Origin of the sequence: Psychrobacillus sp. FSL W7-1493 (assembly GCF_038004905.1) — a bacterium.
GTDB lineage: Bacteria > Bacillota > Bacilli > Bacillales_A > Planococcaceae > Psychrobacillus.
Map to the genome: position 1 here is coordinate 2,465,967 of NZ_JBBOSB010000001.1, position 17,301 is coordinate 2,483,267.

18 protein-coding genes are annotated in these 17,301 nt (G+C 35.1%); all 18 read right to left on the minus strand.

Annotation, left to right across the window (positions count from 1 at the left end; translation table 11 throughout):
- Positions 1-447: 447 nt before the first annotated feature.
- Positions 448-954, minus strand: a complete 507-nt coding sequence (locus tag MKX96_RS12585; RefSeq protein WP_340883865.1) for a hypothetical protein — start codon at positions 952-954, stop codon at positions 448-450.
- A gap of 347 nt (positions 955-1,301) precedes the next feature.
- Complete coding sequence (locus tag MKX96_RS12590; protein WP_340883866.1) at positions 1,302-1,721, minus strand: hypothetical protein; 420 nt, start codon at positions 1,719-1,721, stop codon at positions 1,302-1,304.
- A 13-nt stretch (positions 1,722-1,734) separates the two neighbouring features.
- Positions 1,735-2,151, minus strand: a complete 417-nt coding sequence (locus MKX96_RS12595; RefSeq protein ID WP_340883868.1) for a tetratricopeptide repeat protein — start codon at positions 2,149-2,151, stop codon at positions 1,735-1,737.
- A gap of 16 nt (positions 2,152-2,167) precedes the next feature.
- Entirely contained in the window at positions 2,168-2,941 is a 774-nt protein-coding gene (locus MKX96_RS12600) for a GH-E family nuclease (protein ID WP_340883869.1), read from the minus strand.
- 489 nt (positions 2,942-3,430) lie between these two features.
- Positions 3,431-4,651, minus strand: coding sequence for a PoNe immunity protein domain-containing protein (locus MKX96_RS12605; protein WP_340883871.1), 1,221 nt, complete (start codon positions 4,649-4,651; stop codon positions 3,431-3,433).
- A 28-nt stretch (positions 4,652-4,679) separates the two neighbouring features.
- Positions 4,680-4,886 carry a hypothetical protein gene (locus tag MKX96_RS12610; protein ID WP_340883872.1) on the minus strand — a complete coding sequence of 69 codons (207 nt, stop codon included), beginning with the start codon at positions 4,884-4,886 and terminating at the stop codon, positions 4,680-4,682.
- Positions 4,887-4,954: 68 nt separating this feature from the next.
- Entirely contained in the window at positions 4,955-6,100 is a 1,146-nt protein-coding gene (locus tag MKX96_RS12615) for a T7SS effector LXG polymorphic toxin (RefSeq protein ID WP_340886027.1), read from the minus strand.
- Between the two features lie 384 nt (positions 6,101-6,484).
- Positions 6,485-6,949, minus strand: coding sequence for a hypothetical protein (locus MKX96_RS12620; protein WP_169361526.1), 465 nt, complete (start codon positions 6,947-6,949; stop codon positions 6,485-6,487).
- A gap of 37 nt (positions 6,950-6,986) precedes the next feature.
- Positions 6,987-7,430: a hypothetical protein gene (locus MKX96_RS12625; protein ID WP_169361521.1), complete on the minus strand. Its 444-nt coding sequence runs from the start codon at positions 7,428-7,430 to the stop codon at positions 6,987-6,989.
- Positions 7,430-8,707: a T7SS effector LXG polymorphic toxin gene (locus MKX96_RS12630; protein ID WP_340883873.1), complete on the minus strand. Its 1,278-nt coding sequence runs from the start codon at positions 8,705-8,707 to the stop codon at positions 7,430-7,432. Before MKX96_RS12630 ends, MKX96_RS12625 begins: the two co-directional genes overlap by 1 nt.
- Before the next feature lie 152 nt (positions 8,708-8,859).
- Positions 8,860-9,198: a hypothetical protein gene (locus MKX96_RS12635; RefSeq protein ID WP_169361525.1), complete on the minus strand. Its 339-nt coding sequence runs from the start codon at positions 9,196-9,198 to the stop codon at positions 8,860-8,862.
- A gap of 19 nt (positions 9,199-9,217) precedes the next feature.
- Positions 9,218-10,510 (minus strand): polymorphic toxin type 50 domain-containing protein, encoded by a 1,293-nt coding sequence (locus MKX96_RS12640; RefSeq protein WP_340883875.1) that lies wholly within the window; start codon positions 10,508-10,510, stop codon positions 9,218-9,220.
- Between the two features lie 194 nt (positions 10,511-10,704).
- Entirely contained in the window at positions 10,705-11,238 is a 534-nt protein-coding gene (locus MKX96_RS12645) for a hypothetical protein (RefSeq protein ID WP_169361523.1), read from the minus strand.
- 19 nt (positions 11,239-11,257) lie between these two features.
- Complete coding sequence (locus tag MKX96_RS12650; RefSeq protein ID WP_340883876.1) at positions 11,258-12,937, minus strand: ribonuclease YeeF family protein; 1,680 nt, start codon at positions 12,935-12,937, stop codon at positions 11,258-11,260.
- Positions 12,938-13,227: 290 nt separating this feature from the next.
- A complete protein-coding gene (locus MKX96_RS12655) occupies positions 13,228-14,781 on the minus strand; it encodes a histidine kinase N-terminal 7TM domain-containing diguanylate cyclase (protein ID WP_340883877.1) in 1,554 nt (517 codons plus the stop codon).
- A gap of 240 nt (positions 14,782-15,021) precedes the next feature.
- Positions 15,022-15,840: a hypothetical protein gene (locus MKX96_RS12660; RefSeq protein WP_340883879.1), complete on the minus strand. Its 819-nt coding sequence runs from the start codon at positions 15,838-15,840 to the stop codon at positions 15,022-15,024.
- 120 nt (positions 15,841-15,960) lie between these two features.
- Positions 15,961-16,599 (minus strand): hypothetical protein, encoded by a 639-nt coding sequence (locus tag MKX96_RS12665; RefSeq protein WP_340883880.1) that lies wholly within the window; start codon positions 16,597-16,599, stop codon positions 15,961-15,963.
- Between the two features lie 85 nt (positions 16,600-16,684).
- Positions 16,685-17,299, minus strand: a complete 615-nt coding sequence (gene nadD, locus MKX96_RS12670) for a nicotinate (nicotinamide) nucleotide adenylyltransferase (RefSeq protein WP_340883882.1) — start codon at positions 17,297-17,299, stop codon at positions 16,685-16,687.
- Between the last annotated feature and the right edge of the window lie 2 nt (positions 17,300-17,301).

The window sequence follows — 17,301 nt, forward strand, 5'->3', positions numbered from 1 at the left end:
AAAACCTAAAGCGTAGAGTCCCATAGATTTCCCCTTGCATCTTATTTCTGACATATCGCGCTAACCTGTGCCGTGATGCCCCGATCAAAGACAAGAATATAAATAAACCAAAAATTAAAAGATGAAAGAGGTGAATACAATAATGCTTAACCTAAATATCAGACACATCAAATTAGAGAACAAGAAGAACAATCGCCACAAAACTTAGACGTGTTGTGCTCCGGGAATCCGAGTGGGAGGCAATCGCAACGTTTCCGCATGCTATGATATTCACGTTTTTCATCGTTTCACCAGTCATCGAGGAAATTGTTTTTTAGGTATTATAAAATTTGTATTTCATTAATAATACTAATACGTAGAAACTTATAATTTTGTACGAGCTCGTTGGTTTAATTGACTAACTTATTTTTTTAATGCACCATCAATTAAAGTCGATACAATATCAAATTATTTTTCTATTTCCATTATCAAACTCTCTAAATTCAAAATATCTTTTCTATTCTCGTTGTTTAAAACTCTTAATTCATTGACATAAAACTTAGCTTTATTTACTACTTCACTTTTGAAGTTCTCATAAGTAACTTGTTTGTCTTCCCAATCTTGATGAATTAAATTAGGCATTTCTTTCGTTTCTATTGCACCACTTCCTTCAGGTTTATCAGCAGTTACTTTACTTATCCTTACAATATTTTTTACTTTTTTTAGTTCAATCCAAACTTTAGGTTTTTCAATATCACTTATTAAAACATAGTTTTCGGTTTTCAAAATTAAAACCGCTTTTAAAAAATAATAAACCCACCAATAAATAGATACTGAAAATTCATCAATCTCTTCTGGGATAATAATACCGTAGGTTTCGTTATCAATTATAAATTGAAAATACCCATCTGCCCCGTTTAGCTCCATTTCTTCAACATTTTCATTTTCAAATATTTTAAAACATATTTCGAACATCATTTTCCTCCTTATTTGGTCATTTTTCTAATATCCTCAACCGTAAACTTATGTCTTCCATATACACTACCAAATTGACCGTCTGGATGAATAAAAACATCTATTCTTTCCCCGCCTATTTCATATGTTAGATAAAATAAGTTCGGTGCGACTTGATTCTAACAGTCTTATTCTTTCCGACATTATTATAGTCTATGTCCTCTCTTTTTCTTCGATATGGGTATCTTAAATATTTTAATAGTCTAGCAGGCTTGAAACTCATTGTTTTTATCTTGGGTACCGTTATTTATGTGATAAACCTCGTATTCCCATTGATAGCGAGACTTACTTTAAACTAGAGAACTTATCTAACTTTTAAAGTATCTTAAATATTTGGGATCCTCTCCCTCAAAACATCTGCCTTCTGATTTCTTGTTTGCAATATCAAAAAATTCTTTTGCTACCTCTACTTCTCCCAATTCAAATGCAACTTTCCCTGAAATAAATTCTTTTTTACCCGTATCTTTCCGGGCTAATCCTGTTATATAAATTTTATTAGACCATTCTTTTGCTTTTTTATAATCTTTTAAAATGAAACATGTATCAATAATATCTTTTACTAGATAAAAGCTTTCTTCACTATAAACCCCTTTCGGTTCAGGCAATAAATCCCATGCTTCCTCTAAGGTTATAATAGAGTCATTATGTTTACCATTTTCAAATTGTCCATTACTCTTGTTTACAAGGGTTTCAAATTTCTCCTTTATAGGGGATTGTAGTTTAGCCATATTAATTTCCTCCTCAAATAATATCTCTAATTAATTCAAAATACTTATCATCTTCCTCGTTAAATATCTTATAACCTTCTAACAGGTATGCCTTTAACAAGTATTCCTTTGCTTTTTCCAACTCCCTGCATTCGAATAAGCTCTCTCCAAGTCTCATGAGAATCAATGGATTTGAAAAGCCATCCGGGCAATTTAGGGCATTATAAAAATTATTCTTAGCCATATCATAATCCTCATTGATAAAATACGTGTCACCCAATGCGGTAAAAATCCAAGTACTTGCTTCCCAGTCAGTTTTCGGTAATGGCACTAGTTCTAAGGCATGGGAATACTTTTCTATTGCTTTATCAAACTCTTCCTCATCAATTAAAGAATCTCCTTCTTCGCATAACCGTACAATGTGGGCATAAATTTTATCATCTAGTTCCAAACAATTCTACCTCCAATTATTTTTTGGGTGGCAAATAGGTCTCACCTAATTTTGCACCTGCTGAACGATTGAGACTATAATGGTCTAATACATAATTATCTGAGTTTAACATCCATTCCCTTACTTCCTTTGACTTCGGACCATAATGTCTTCCAACTTCATTCCACCACGAAACAGCATCGGTTATATGAGCCATATCTGCCTCACTGATATCATGCCATTCTCCTTCATTATCCTTAAACTCTGTTTTACCACCACGTGTTGTTCTGATTTTTGGTGGATTTTCATTCTTCATTCTTTCTATTACTTCACTTCCAGTCCGGGACTTTTTGCTTGGTGTCCTACCTAAATAATGCTCCCTTAATCTCTTAGCACTTTTAGTTTTCTCCTTCTTCTCAGCTTTCCCTGGACTCTTGTCCTCAATCTTTTCTATCTTCTTTTCCCCATCTTTAATACTATCAATAATCTTATCTACCATTTTAAGTGGCTTGAAAACGGTGAATAATGCAGCCTCCGCAACGGATTCCGATGAGGGATCCTCTGACAAGGCGATGATGTCCCCTATTAAAAATTCTTCTGTCTTTGTTATAGGAGGGAATATATCTTCTAATGTTTTGCCACTGCCGATTCGTTCTTTTGGAATACTCTGAACGTATTTATACTGTTGGGCCCCTGTCCGACCATAATATTGTCGTATAATCTTCCCATCCGGTAATGTATAATAAGTTCCTTCGATCACGCTCTCTTCTGAAACGCTACCATATTCATCGGCAACTTTTTTTACATTCACTGCTTCATTGATGAGTGTTTCCGCCTCTGTGGCGCTAATCAGCTGTTACACGGATGGAATCAGGTTGTTCTTCCAGAAATTCAAATGGAGAGGATTCCCGTTACTCTTATTCACTGCAGGACCCATAAACACATTTGGTCTTGAAACCTGCCCACCAAGTCCAAACGAGATGGTTGACACCCCTTGCAGATAAGTTTGGAGCATACTGGATAGTTCCTCGGTTAAAGAGTACTTTTTTAATATCGGAAGAGTCGATTCACGGGTTGCAAGATCCCATACCAGCCTCTTTTTTGCAGGGTTCACACTCCACTGTGATGTCTGAAAGTGGATAGAACTATCTTCTAAAGCTAAGACAAAACCACTACTGCTATTATGTATTTTAAATATCTGTCAGTCTATTAGATTAGAAGGAACTTGAAACTAAGGAGAAGAAGGAGTGTTAGAAAACGTTTAAGAAAATCGTTTTCTAACACTCCTAAAATAAGATTTTTATAAGCCATTTATTATTCTAACCTCATAAAGATTCTTCATTTGAACCGATACAGGGATATACATATAGTAATCTTGATCGTTATCCATTTCTAATCTTACTAGTTTCACTTCTTGCTCTAGCCAGTCATTTGGTATATCATCCATATAATCTTCTACTTTTTCTTTATAATCAAGTTGTAAAATATATTCTTGATCCACGAGGGCAAAAACGATTAATGTTCCAAGTAAATCTTTAGTATTTTTTTCGCGAACAAACTCTTCTTCCTCAAACCAGATATCTTTCAAATTATATTTGTTCCAAAATTCAGAGGAGGATATATTTTCATAGTCTTCAATTATTTGATTTACCATTTGATGATATTTTCTAGGTATAATTTGTTCCAAATTTCGATTACATTCGATTCCGAAATGATAATCCTCTTCCATTGATGAAGGTTCATCTTTTTCTAACTGTTTTAATGGTTCAATATTAAATATCATATCTTTTTTATAGTGGGCTAAGTCGTACGGATAATGATTATTTGCTTTTAGTGTACTGTCATCTAATTTAAGGATTTTTGCTAGGGCTGCAGTTTCAAAACTCCAAAAGCCAAGATAACCTGGCTCTTTATGTGAGTTTTTCCATCCATAACTATAGTGTCCTTGAAACCATTCTTTTTCGATATATTTTTCTATTCTCGTAGAAGCTTCCACTTTGTTTCTGAAACTTAGCTCAATAATTTCTAATGACTTAGAATAAGGTTTCTTCAATTCAAATTGTGATGATTTTATCTTTCGTTCAATTTTATATGAATATAATAAGTAATCCAGTAGAACATCATCTACATGTTCACCATCTGCAATCTTTGCTAATCTACGTATGTTTTCTTTGTCAGTTTCAAGTAGTATACCTAAAGCAACCATCCAAATAAAATTAACATAACGTACTTTTTTATATCCAATATACTCTAGCATCATTAATGCTTCTAGATAATCTTCTTCTAAATCTGCACATGCTCTCCCTATTGAGTACTTGGCCCGTATCAATTCAGTATATAACTGAAACAAAGAAGATCTCGTATTAAATATAATTTGTTCGTTATCCAATGGGTATCTTTGAATATTTTCTTTTACATCTTGTTTTATTCTTTCTATTTTGTTATTTTTTTCTTTAATTAATTTCTCTTTAAAGTCAATGGTTTCTTTTAAATATTCTAAATCACATAAAAAATCCCTCATTAAATCCCACCTCTTGTTATGTTTTCAATTATGGCCAAGTTCCTACAATTTCCCCCTCTGTATCCAAACGAAATGTAAGTGTCTCTCCTTTTGAATTAACTTTGGATAAAACTCTTTCGATTTGACCATTTTCTAATGCATCCGAAATTTCTGTTGCTAATTTCTCATTTCCATTCACCGCTTTTATTATTCTGCTTTTTCCCGAACCCATACCTAACAACCAATCATTCGACATTTGCGGACCATCTAGTTTGGTTGTTCCTAATTGTGAAGTACCAAATTTTGCTTCGTCAATAACATACTTTATAGCACTATTAGTATTATTATTTTTTTATATAATCCATCAATTCCTTTAATTATTTTATCATTCGGAGAAGTTGGTACTACATTTCCGATACGCTCCAAATCGTAACCAGCTTGTTTCAGACTTTCATTATTTACAAGATTATCATATGCTTTGTATTCCCCATAATTGCCCTTTTGTTTATTTGAAGCTTGATTCAAATCAAAACCATCAAATTTTGAGTTTATATCAGTTTTGATGTCATTGATTGTATTACTAGATTCAACATCCCCCACAGATTTTTTAGCATCCTTTGCTTTTTCCGCCTTCTTTTGTGCATCAATGACCTGTTCTACAAAATCCTTCCCTTCCTCTACCCCTTCAGCGGCTTTTTTTAATTTCCCCATTGGTGTAAGAGAAAAAAGTGCTATACTTTTATCTATTCTCGAAGCATTTGGGTCCTTCAACGTTTGAAAATCATTTAAAAATAGCTCATCTGCTGCGATTTCTCCACCCTTTTTAGCAGCTATACTCAAACCTACTCCCATGGCAAACAATCCATCCGGAGTTCCGGATCCGTTTCCACCTAGCACTTTCCTCATTCCCTCATAGGTAATAGGTTCATTCGCGGAATATGTTTGAGGAGTAGAAGGACTATCTACCGCCAATTCTGGATTACTTTTTAAAATTGCTGCGTAAATTTCGTCCAATTCACTCGTCTCATGTTCCATATTTTCATTTATATTTTTTGTGGGTGAATGAGTAGGGAGACTAGCAAAACCTAGAATACTAGGACCATATAAAACGTTTGGTTTTTGGATGAATCCCCTGTAGCCAAATTGGAGGGGGCTTGCCCCTGTTAAAAAAGTGTAAAACATGGTCGTCAAGTCATGATTTTTTGGTTGGACGGTGGTGTCTCCTGGAATCCGTGAAGTACGTGCCTCCAGCTCCATTTTCAAAGTATTTCTCGAAGCCAAGATCCCCCAGTGACTCGACTGAAAATGGACATCTGTCAGGCCACTTTGAAACATTCCTTCTAAATCCGTTAGCCATGTGTCCATCGTCTGGATGTCCTGTTCCACAGGATTCAATGACACGGTCTGAGAGTAATCGAACTCGTTCAACTTTTGAACGGTGTCATCCCGCTTCTTTTTGGAAGTGAAAATAACTTTCTAAACTCATTCTTACTCGTCTACGACCTTCTCTAGTAAAATTACAAACCATATCACATTCTTATTGTCCCACTCATAAATCTTCACTTTAAATTACGAGCTTACCCATTGTCTTTAGTTTATAGGTTTTGCAGTGTCATAAGTCCCCACACCATGTAAAATGTCAAATCACCCAATTCACGTACTTTTCTTATTATTCCTATACAAAATAAAACTCCATGATGGCAGTACCTTCATGGAGTCTCTATTTTTAAACGGATCATTGCTCTTTTTGTCCATCTTAAATATTTTAATTGTATTTTAGTTCACTTGCTTTATGTGCCTATACGTAAAACCCTTTCGTATAACTAGTTTAGGCACTAGAGTGCTCTAAACACGTTACCTTTCCTCTTTGCACAAATGATTGTAATGACCAAATCCAGGAAATACATCCCAGTTTCTTTCAAGGGTATCGCTAGTTTCGCGCTCCTCGACTGAACCGGTATTTAAATCTCTCTTTTCCATTGCTATATAACCATCTTCTCGGAAGCCTAAAATCAAGGTACTTACTTCCGTGTCAGTTTCATCATCATATTCCCAATACATAGCTGTTCTTAAAAAAATCTTACCATCACTCATAACTTCAAAATCATAATTTAAATACTTACGAATCAGGTCATCATAAAACCCAACCGATACCCAATCATTTGTAACATTTACAATATACTTAGGTTTCTCATCCTCTACTAATACCGCCGTATATGGTTCTTGTTTTTGATGGTATGTGTATGCAGTACGGTCATCAATTATGTTCCAAGGCTTCTTTTTAATGTCCGACCATTCGTCACAATAATAAATTTTCATAGTCAATTATACAACTTCCCCTTCTACATAATAAACATTATTCGAACATTACTCCAAAGCTAACATTTTCAAAATTCAAATATGCGTTACAAATATCAGAAGTATAATAGGGTTCAACATCTTGAATTTTTCTTGAAGTAATAAATAATCCAAATCCTGATATATCATTCCAATTTTTTTCAAATACTTGGATTTCCGTATCTGTATCATCATTAGCTACAATTATTTCTACATTTTGGTTAACTAATTGAATAACCATTTCATGAACCTTAATCAACTTATCAATTTCTTTATAAATACTCTCCTTTAGAAATTCTATGTCAATTATATCAATATCAGTTTCATAATATTTACGATCATCATATTTATAGCTATTTACTTCTATATTTTCATCATATTGTTTCTTAAATATATTGCAAATCACTTCAATTTCTTCTTTCTTTAATTCATGTTCTGAGAGGTAGGTGTTAACTAATCTCACTATTTTACAACTCCTTTGTCAATTAAATATTTGTATTGTGAGTCACTTAATTTAAATGCTGTATTCATAGTTCCATCTGAGTTAATAAAAGTCCATTGTTTATTATCTTCGTTATAAATATGCGTTCCTTCAACGTTTCTATATTTTCCTTGTTTTCGAACTCCAGTATTAATCAGCTCTGAAACATCATTTTTGAATAATTCCACACTAGATTTACTACCATCAGGATAACTTCCAAAATCTTTTCTGTGTTTACTGAAAGCCTTATCTATTGAGCTTTGTTTAAATACAACATCATCGGCGCTACTGATAAATTTACCCGTACCCTTAGTCTCAATCTCAACATCCTCCACGGATTTTTTAGCATCCTTTGCCGTATCCTTTGCTTTCTCGGCCTTCTTTTGAGCATCAATGACATGCTCTAAAAAGTCCTTCCCTTCCTCTATCCCTTCAGCGGCTTTTTTTAATTTCCCCATAGGCGTTAAAGAAAAAAGAGCGATTCCCTTGTCTGTTTTAGAAGCATTAGGGTCCCTTAGGGTTTCAATATCATTTAAGAGAAACTCATCTGCCGCGATTTCTCCACCCTTTTTAGAAGCTATACTCAAACCTACTCCCATGGCAAATAACCCATCCGGAGTTCCGGATCCATTTCCACCTAGCACTTTCCTCATTCCCTCATAGGTAATAGGTTCATTAGCGTAATATGTTTGAGGAGTTGAAGGGCTATCTGTTGCCAATTCTGGATTACTTTTTAAAATCGCTGCATAAATTTCGTCCAGTTCATTCGATTCATCTTTCACATTTTCATTTATATTTTTTGTGGTCGAATGAGTAGGAAGACTAGCAAAACCTAGAATACTAGGACCATATAAAACATTTGGTTTTTGGATGAATCCCCTGTAGCCAAATTGGAGGGGGCTTGCCCCTGTTAAAAAAGTGTAAAACATGGTCGTCAAGTCATGATTTTTGGGTTGGAGGGTGGTGTCTCCTTGAATCCGTGAAGTACGTGCCTCCAGCTCCATTTTCAAAGTATTTCTCGAAGCCAAGATCCCCCAGTGACTCGACTGAAAATGGACATCTGTCAGGCCACTTTGAAACATTCCTTCTAAATCCGTTAGCCATGTGTCCATCGTCTGAATGTCCTGTTCCACAGGATTCAATGATACGGTCTGAGAGTAATCGAACTCGTTCAACTTTTGTACAGTGTCATCCCGTTTCTTTTTGGAAGTAATGACTCCTTCCTGGACTGAACTGTCATCGAAATGGGGTAGGGACACAATATCACGATTGAATAATTAATTAGTAAATTTCACTATATTAACTGCAAATAATTTATTTGTTTATCAATTGAATTCTTGACTTCAATTTTGATATATCAATAAAACCTTGACAGGCTTTAGCCAATCAAGGTAATTGATTAAACAGTAATTTATTTTGGAATATCCCGTTTCCATACACTTTGTCCATCACTCAAAAAGATCTGACTTGGTGGATTATCGTAAAGTGATATTTCTATTAATGAACCTTTCCCTTGTATTAACCAACTATATAAACTACCTTCTTTACTAGAAGGATGAGCTAAAATGTCACCAACTTGAAATGTAATTGCATAATATTCGGTATAATTTATATCATCATCATCCAATCCATTGTCTGTTTCAAAGAGTGTGTCTGGTTCACCAATAATCTTTAACCCGCTATCCCACTCTATTATCAGATTACTATCCTTGTGTTCTTTTATGGTTTTTACCAAAGAATCATATTCCATATAATTTCTCCTTGTTTTATTATTTAAGTGGTTCAGAAGGCACTATATGTGCACCATCTTTTCCATAATGAATTATTCCTCTAGTAGTCTCAAGGTATTCGCCAGTATCGACATCATAATATTTCCCAATTGTTTCACTAAAGTCTACTCTTTCTTTTTTACCATTTGGTAGTAGCTGACCTTTTCCAGCGTACTTATCAAGCAATACTTGTGCTTTTTTATTATCCCCATAGAAGATACTCTTAATTTTTCCATTTGCTAGTTCTTGTTTGTAATTTGGAGTATTAGGAATATGTTTCTCTTGAGAACCTGGCTTTACTTTAGCTGGAAATCCATTTACTTCTCTATAAGGACCAATAGGTACTGAGTTTTTTCCATATGAAGGGACACCATTACCTTTCCCCTTATCCTCAATCTTTTCTATCTTCTTTTTCCCATCTTTAATAACATCACTAACCTTATCCACCATTTTAAATGGCTTGAAAACGGTGAATAATGCGGCTTCCGCAACGGATTCCGATGAAGGGTCCTCTGACATGGCGATGATGTCCCCTATTAAAAATTCTTCTATCTTTGTTATGGGAGGGAATATGTCTTCTAACGTTTTTCCACTGCCGATTCGTTCTTCCGGAATATTCTGAACATATTTATACTGTTGGGCACCTGTCCGACCATAATATTGACGTATAATCTTCCCATCCGGTAATGTATAATAAGTTCCCTCAATCACACTTTCTTCTGAAAAGCTACCATATTCATCGGTAACTTTTTTTACATTCACTGCTTGATTGATGAGTATTTGCACCTCTTTGGCGCTAATAAGCTGTTCCATGGATGAAATCAGGTTGTTCTTCCAGAAATTCAAATGGAGAGGATTACCGTTACTATGGTTGACTGCAGGACCCATAAACACATTTGGTCTTGAAACCTGCCCACTAAGTCCAAACGAGATGGGTGACACCCTTTGGAGATAAGTTTGGAGCATGCTGGATAGTTCCTCGGTTAAAGGGTACTTTTTTAACAATGGAAGAGTCGATTCACGGGTTGCAAGATCCCATACCAGCCTCTTTCTTGCAGGGTTCACACTCCACTGTGACGTCTGAAAGTGGATATCGGACAACCCGTTTTGGAAGAGTCCCTCCATTTCTATAAGGCAGTCTTGCAGGACCCGTAGATCCTGTTCCACAGGATTCAATGACACGGTCTGAGAGTAATCGAACTCATTTAACTGTTGAACGGTGTCATCCCGTTTCTTTTTGGAAGTAATGACCCCTTCCTGAACTGCACTGTCATCGAGATGAGGCAGGGCCATGATAACACGATTGAATAATTAATTAGTAATTTCACTATATTAACTGCAAACAATTTATTTGTTTATCAAATGAATTCTTGACTTCAATTTTGATATATCAATAAAACCTTGAAAGGGTTAACCAATCAAGGTATTTGTTGAACTATTTATTTTTGAATATTCCTTTTCTAACGACCCGAGGTTTTCAATGAATTTCATTTTAAAGAAAAATCTTTTAGTATTTCTAATGTTTTAAAAGCCTGGAATGAATTTGCTTTAGAAGCATAAATCTGAGGACTTTCGAGATTAGACAATTTAAAAATTTGCCCTGCCTCAAACTTTATATACTTACTAAATTGTTCAATAAACTCCCTTTCATCTACCAAATTATATATTTCATCTTTAAATGTGGCAATTAACATATAGTCGTTGTCATCTAAGTTTTCTAAACTTATATATACTTCATAATCAAACGCAGCTGAACTAAAATTCTCTGGTAAAGAATAAATGGAAATGGCAAGAGTTTCTTCCTTCTTTTCTAAAGATTTACCTAGTTTCTTCTCAATTTTATTTATATCCTTAATTTTCCCTGTTTTAAATGATTGACCAAATATACCAATATGAGTAGGACTAAATCCTAATTTGGTTGTAAACTCTTTTGCATTATTATAAAACGCACTCCAGTTATTTGAATAATTTTGATCTATTTTTCCATATAAAACTATTGAGGTTGTAATATGGTTTTGCAATTTAATCACTCCTATTCAGTTATTTAGGTGGAAGAATATAAATATCTCCCGCTTTTTCTCCAAGTAACTTTTGATTATCTATCATTCTTTTTCTTAAATCATAAATATTGTCAGTTTTACTTGGAACTTCATACTGATCAATTTTTCCGTCTTTTCTAACCACCATTATATCTGGTCTACGGTTTGGTCTTATGCCAGGTATTTCATTCGACAGTCCTTTATTTAGATAAACTTTACTTATATTGTCTTGCATAGCTAATTCCTCTGCTTTATCAACCATTGCTTCCCAATGTCCAGGTGTTTTATTGGTATGCGGTTTGCTTGGGTAAGTAATTTTACCATTTGGATTTTTGCCTATTCCTGTAACATCCTCCACGGATTTTTTAGCATCCTTTGCCGTATCCTTTGCTTTCTCCGCTTTCTTTTGGACCTCAATGACATGCTCTAATAAGTCCTTCCCTTCCTCTATCACTTCAGCGGCTTTTTTTAATTTCCCCATAGGCGTTAAAGAAAAAAGAGCGATTCCCTTGTCTGTTTTAGAAGCATTAGGGTCCCTTAGGGTTTCAATATCATTTAAGAGAAACTCATCTGCCGCGATTTCTCCACCCTTTTTAGCAGCTATACTCAAACCTACTCCCATGGCAAATAATCCATCCGGAGTTCCGGATCCATTTCCACCTAGCACTTTCCTCATTCCCTCATAGGTAATAGGTTCATTCGCGGAATACGTTTGAGGAGTAGAAGGATTGTCTACTGCCAATTCTGGATTACTTTTTAAAATCGCTGCATAAATTTCGTCCAGTTCATTCGATTCATCTTTCACATTTTCATTTATATTTTTTGTGGTGGAATGAGTAGGAAGACTAGCAAAACCTAAAATACTAGGACCATATAAAACGGTTGGTTTTCGTATAAATCCTCCGTACCCAAATTGGATGGGGCTTGCCCCTGATAAAAAAGTGGAAAACATGGTCGTCAAGTCATAATTATTTGGTTGGACAGCGGTGTCTCCTGGAATCCGTGAGGTACGTGTCTCCAGCTCCATTTTCAAAGTATTTCTCGAAGCCAAGATCCCCCAGCGACTCGGCTGAAAATGGACATCGGTTAGACCACTTTGAAACATTCCGTCTATATCCGTTAGCCATGTGTCCATTGTCTGGATATCCTGTTCCACAGGATTCAATGACACGGTCTGAGAGTAATCGAACTCGTTCAACTTTTGTACAGTGTCATCCCGTTTCTTTTTGGAAGTAATGACGCCTTCCTGGACTGCACTGTCATCGAGATGAGGCAGGGCCACGATATCACTGACACTGTCCATGATACTGTTCGCCTCATTCGTGAGGGCTTCTGTCAGATTGCCAATCAGTGTTAGGCCCTGCTCCAGCTCCCCTTCTAAAAACTCTTGCCTTATGTATCCGGCTGGATCTGGCTCCAGAGATTGGAGGGCAGATTCCATTTGCTCTAGCGTCTGAAGATAAGTGACGGAGAACAGCTGGAAGAATTGGAGAAAGGGCAGGTGACACTCTGCATAGAAGTCACGGATGGCATTGCCTCCCGCTCCCTTCAACAGCTCGTCCATTTCAACTAAGCCACTTACCGTTCTTTCGATATTCTCTGTCTCATTTCTCAGGCGCTCAAGCATAGCTTTATTTCGTTTCAATCCATCTTGAAGTAAATCTACGTCTAATATTTTCATAGGCAACCACTCCAAATGCTCGATGATAGGAAGGATTGCCGGTTTTCATTATTATACAATATTCCCCTAGAACTAGGCATACTTTCTCCTCCTGCAGTAATCTCTTTTTATCTATAATATTCCATTTATTATAAAGAAAGGTAAAGAATGAAATGAATTAAATCATTAAAACAATTCATAAGGATTACTATTATCTAGAAAAAATAAGTCTATTGCATTAAGTACTCCTAAGTCTTTATTCTCATTTAAAAAAAGAGTAAACAGATCACCTGTTTACTCACTTGTCTTTATTAGATTTGAAGTAACAGTTCGTCAGCATTATATAATGCCACACAGTTCCTACCTTTATTTTTTGCAGTATATAACGCTTGGTCAGCTTCTCTAATTAGCTGTTGAATGGAATATCTATCCTCTCCTACTTCCAGAAGAGCATGAGAGATCCCGAAACTTGATGTTACTTGTATTTCTTCATTATAAAATGCGACTAAGCTATCTTCCACTTCTTGTCGAATTATATTTGCTCTATTAGCAGCCTCTATCAAAGAAGTATCAGGCATACAAATAATGAACTCTTCTCCTCCGTAGCGACCCATATAGTCTGTGGAGCGTAATTTTTTCTTTACTATGCTTGTGACACTAGTTAAGATTACATCTCCTGCCTCGTGTCCATAAGTGTCATTTACTCTTTTAAAATGGTCTATATCAAACATGACAATAGAAATATTACCTCCATCTATCGATATATCATCAAATATTACTTCCGTTTTTTTCATAAAGAATGTACGGTTTAATACCTGGGTAAGCCCATCTATGCTTGCCAATTGTTTTAATTTTTCTTCCATCTGTACTTTTTCCGTAACATTAATAAAGGTAATAATTTTACCGACACGTAACCCACTTTTATTCATCACTTCTGTAAAATTTATTCGAAAGTGTGTAACTTGCTCATCTAGTAAGCTAGTATAGTCAGACTCTATTTCTTCATCTAGTTTCTCTATAAGTTCGGGATTTTCAGCGAGAATCTCTGCAATTGGTTTACCAATATGATGACCACTTAAAGTTGGAATTACAATGAGTGCTGCTTTATTATAATCCACGATCACCTTGTTTTGATTTAAAACAAGCACTCCCTCCTTCAGGCTTTCAAATACACTATCCCTAGCAATGGGAGCGACATTGAACATTTGTAAGGATATAAGAGCTACCCCGTGGAACGTAAAGGCAATACTTAAAGAAATCGGACCAAGATCTATTCCTTCACTCCAATCATTTAAATAAAAGTAATTAGCTATTATAGGCGTAATAAAACCTGCCACCATCAATAAAGTTTGCATACGAAACAAAAGTAAAGATTTACGGTATTCCCTAAGCAATATAAAGACTGACAAAATTAAGCATATAAACAGAAAAATAGCATGGACGTTAAACCATGGGCCCCATTCTAGCTCTAATAACGGGAATGGACCATCTCTATTTATTTTCATCGATTTATAATAAAGATGATGAAGATCATTCGTTTGCATCATAAATATCGTAGTGATGGGAATGATGAAAATAGCATAGTTCCATGTTTTAATCTTGCGTCCTACATACTCCATACACATAAATAGAACAAATACAGGAATGAATGGCATGGCAAGGTACTCAACTTCAAGCCAAAACTTCATTTCTTTTAAGGTCGAGCTTGCTAATTCAAAGGCATAAGCAAATGTGAAAATCGATGACAATATGGTAACTAAAATATACGGCTTTACTCCCGGAGCATCTTTCGCTTTAACTCGTATATATAAACTAAGAAACAAGCTTATTATGCCCGCTAATGTTACTACTAGAATGTGTGTCAATAATTTTTCTCCGTTCCAATTGATCTTTCATGCATCATATATTATATAGTAGTAGATTATTCTGTACTAGAGACTGTTTTGCTATTTTGTGTCATGAATACACTTTTCTGGCACGAGAATAATCACTTTATCTTCCTCAATGTTGCTCTGTAAACTTTAAAAAATCCCTATCGTTCTTAACATGTTTAAAACACTTAGAACGATAGGGTAAACATAACAATATTTTATTTTTCCTCTCATCTAAATACCTTCACTCTTTAATCTAGGATTTCTTAGGCTATCGAAAACCAAATGATGATCCTTTACTTCCTCTGCTTTACGATTACTATATAGCGCCATGTCTCTAAGCTCAGCCCATTCGTCCGCATCCTCATGATTACGACTAAACATGTATTTATCAAAGGGTCTTAGCCTGATGGATAATATAAATGCGTGTAAGTTAACCCATTTTTTTAAGGAAACAAATTCACTAATTATCCTTCTTTCCTCATCTGTTTTCATTTGAATATCATTTTGTCTAACCTGTGCCTGAATCATTTCAACTAAATAGGACTCCATTTTTTCTTCATCCTGATCGGTAACCAGCTCTATATCACTTGCTACTTTCCACAACTCATCCGCCTTTTTCACGGCATCTACTATTTGATGTTGATTTTCTATAATTATATCGGGGACATGCTTGACTACATCATATGCTTTTTGTACATCCTCCGGGAATGGACCTAATTTCCTTTTAATTTGGGTAAGTATGTTTTTATAGTTTTCATAGTTACCTAGCCTGTTTGCAGTTGCCCATCCAGCTCCAATATGTACAAATTTCTCAATACAAACATTAAAATTGTTTGCTAGTAGCGCCTCTTCCTTTATCTCCTCGAAGTAAGGAGCGCTTCCATCGTTGCGTAAAATCACCTGTTCAGCTGCAGGAGCAAATGTAAAATAGTAATAAAGCTCTCCTTTAAATGAGAACTTCGCAGGAAAAACATCTGGTTTTTCATCTTTATTATAGTAAGGTTTTAAGGCTTCTTTGATGTTTTCAGGTAAATTGTGCATTCTTATCATGAGTTCATTTCTCCTAATTTTATAAGTTTATAATTTGTAACACTATAAGGTCCCTAATATCTTTTACATAGTATTTTGAACTCTCTAAGAAAAGATGGAGAAATATGTCTCCATCTTTATTTACCGAAAAATGAGAGGAACCATGGTACTATCATGTTTTTCACAAAAATTGTATAGATCGCCATCATCAAATCCAGTCGCAAACACTATGTTTCTTGGGAAATTTGAAATACTAGATTGTAAATATGTATTTGTAAAAATGATTGTAGAAGCAAGAGTTAAAAATAAACCTAAGTAGAACTGCTCTTCGTATAAATGGTACAACGTTTTATAAGCTGTTATTTCAGCATATCTGCCTTGTGGAAAATAATCATTATTACTTGCCCAGTCATCATCATGCCCATCCCATTCCGTGGAGCCCGAAATATAAAGCTGAAAGCTTTCTTTTTTATCAAATATCCCGAAATTAATAGCTACTATTTCTTTTGGTATTTTTTCTTTACTTAACAGTGTATTTAACCAATTCTCAAACTCCTTATAGCTCTTTTCTAGTAGATTTTGAAAAGTGTTTATATCTATATTATAAATACTTTCTATTGCTTCTATTAATTCTGCTTTATTCTTCATAGTTGGCATTTGCTTGATAAATGCTATTAGTTGCTCCTCTAATTCCTCATGAGAGCGCATTCCTTGTTCTCCTTTCAACTGTTCGGATAAATTACTTAAACTACTTAAATGAATAAATACCATTTTTACCATTTCAATCTACACTTACATTCAACAAAATGCTTAGCAGTAGTTTAAAGAAGCGCCTATGTTTAAGTACTAAACTAGGCGCCTTCGTTTATTTTCTTTGATAAAGTGCATTTGCTAGGATGTACTCATAACATTTATCTGGAAGAAGATATCTTGGCTCTCCACCCATTGCAAATTCATCTCTAATATAGGAGGAACTGATTTCCATTGCTAGGCCCTTGTCTATGAGGTGAAATCCTTCATCGTTGTTTCTTAAGATAGGGGACTTGCTGATTACCTTTAGCATATCAATTCCGTCCCTTGCCATGACAATAAATTTATTTTCCTTCACTAAATCTTCACCGTTTTTCCATTTACCTGCACCTATATCAACTAGTAAATCTGCTCCCATTATGAAGAATACTTCATCATTCGGGTATTTTTCTTTGAAATGCTTCATCGTTTGATACGTATTTGCATTCCAGGCTTCCTGATTCATCTCATAATCATCTGCCTCGAATTTTTCATTGTTTTCGATAGCGAGTAAGATCATATTCCAACGATGGTTGTCTGCAATATTCATCTCTTTATCTCTTCTTTTGTGCGAACAAGGTAAAAAGATTACTTTATCTAAACGACATCTGCGCCCAATCGTGCTTGCTGTCCATAAATGGACATTCGTGATGGGATCAAAGGAAGATCCATAGATTCCGATCCTAGCCATAT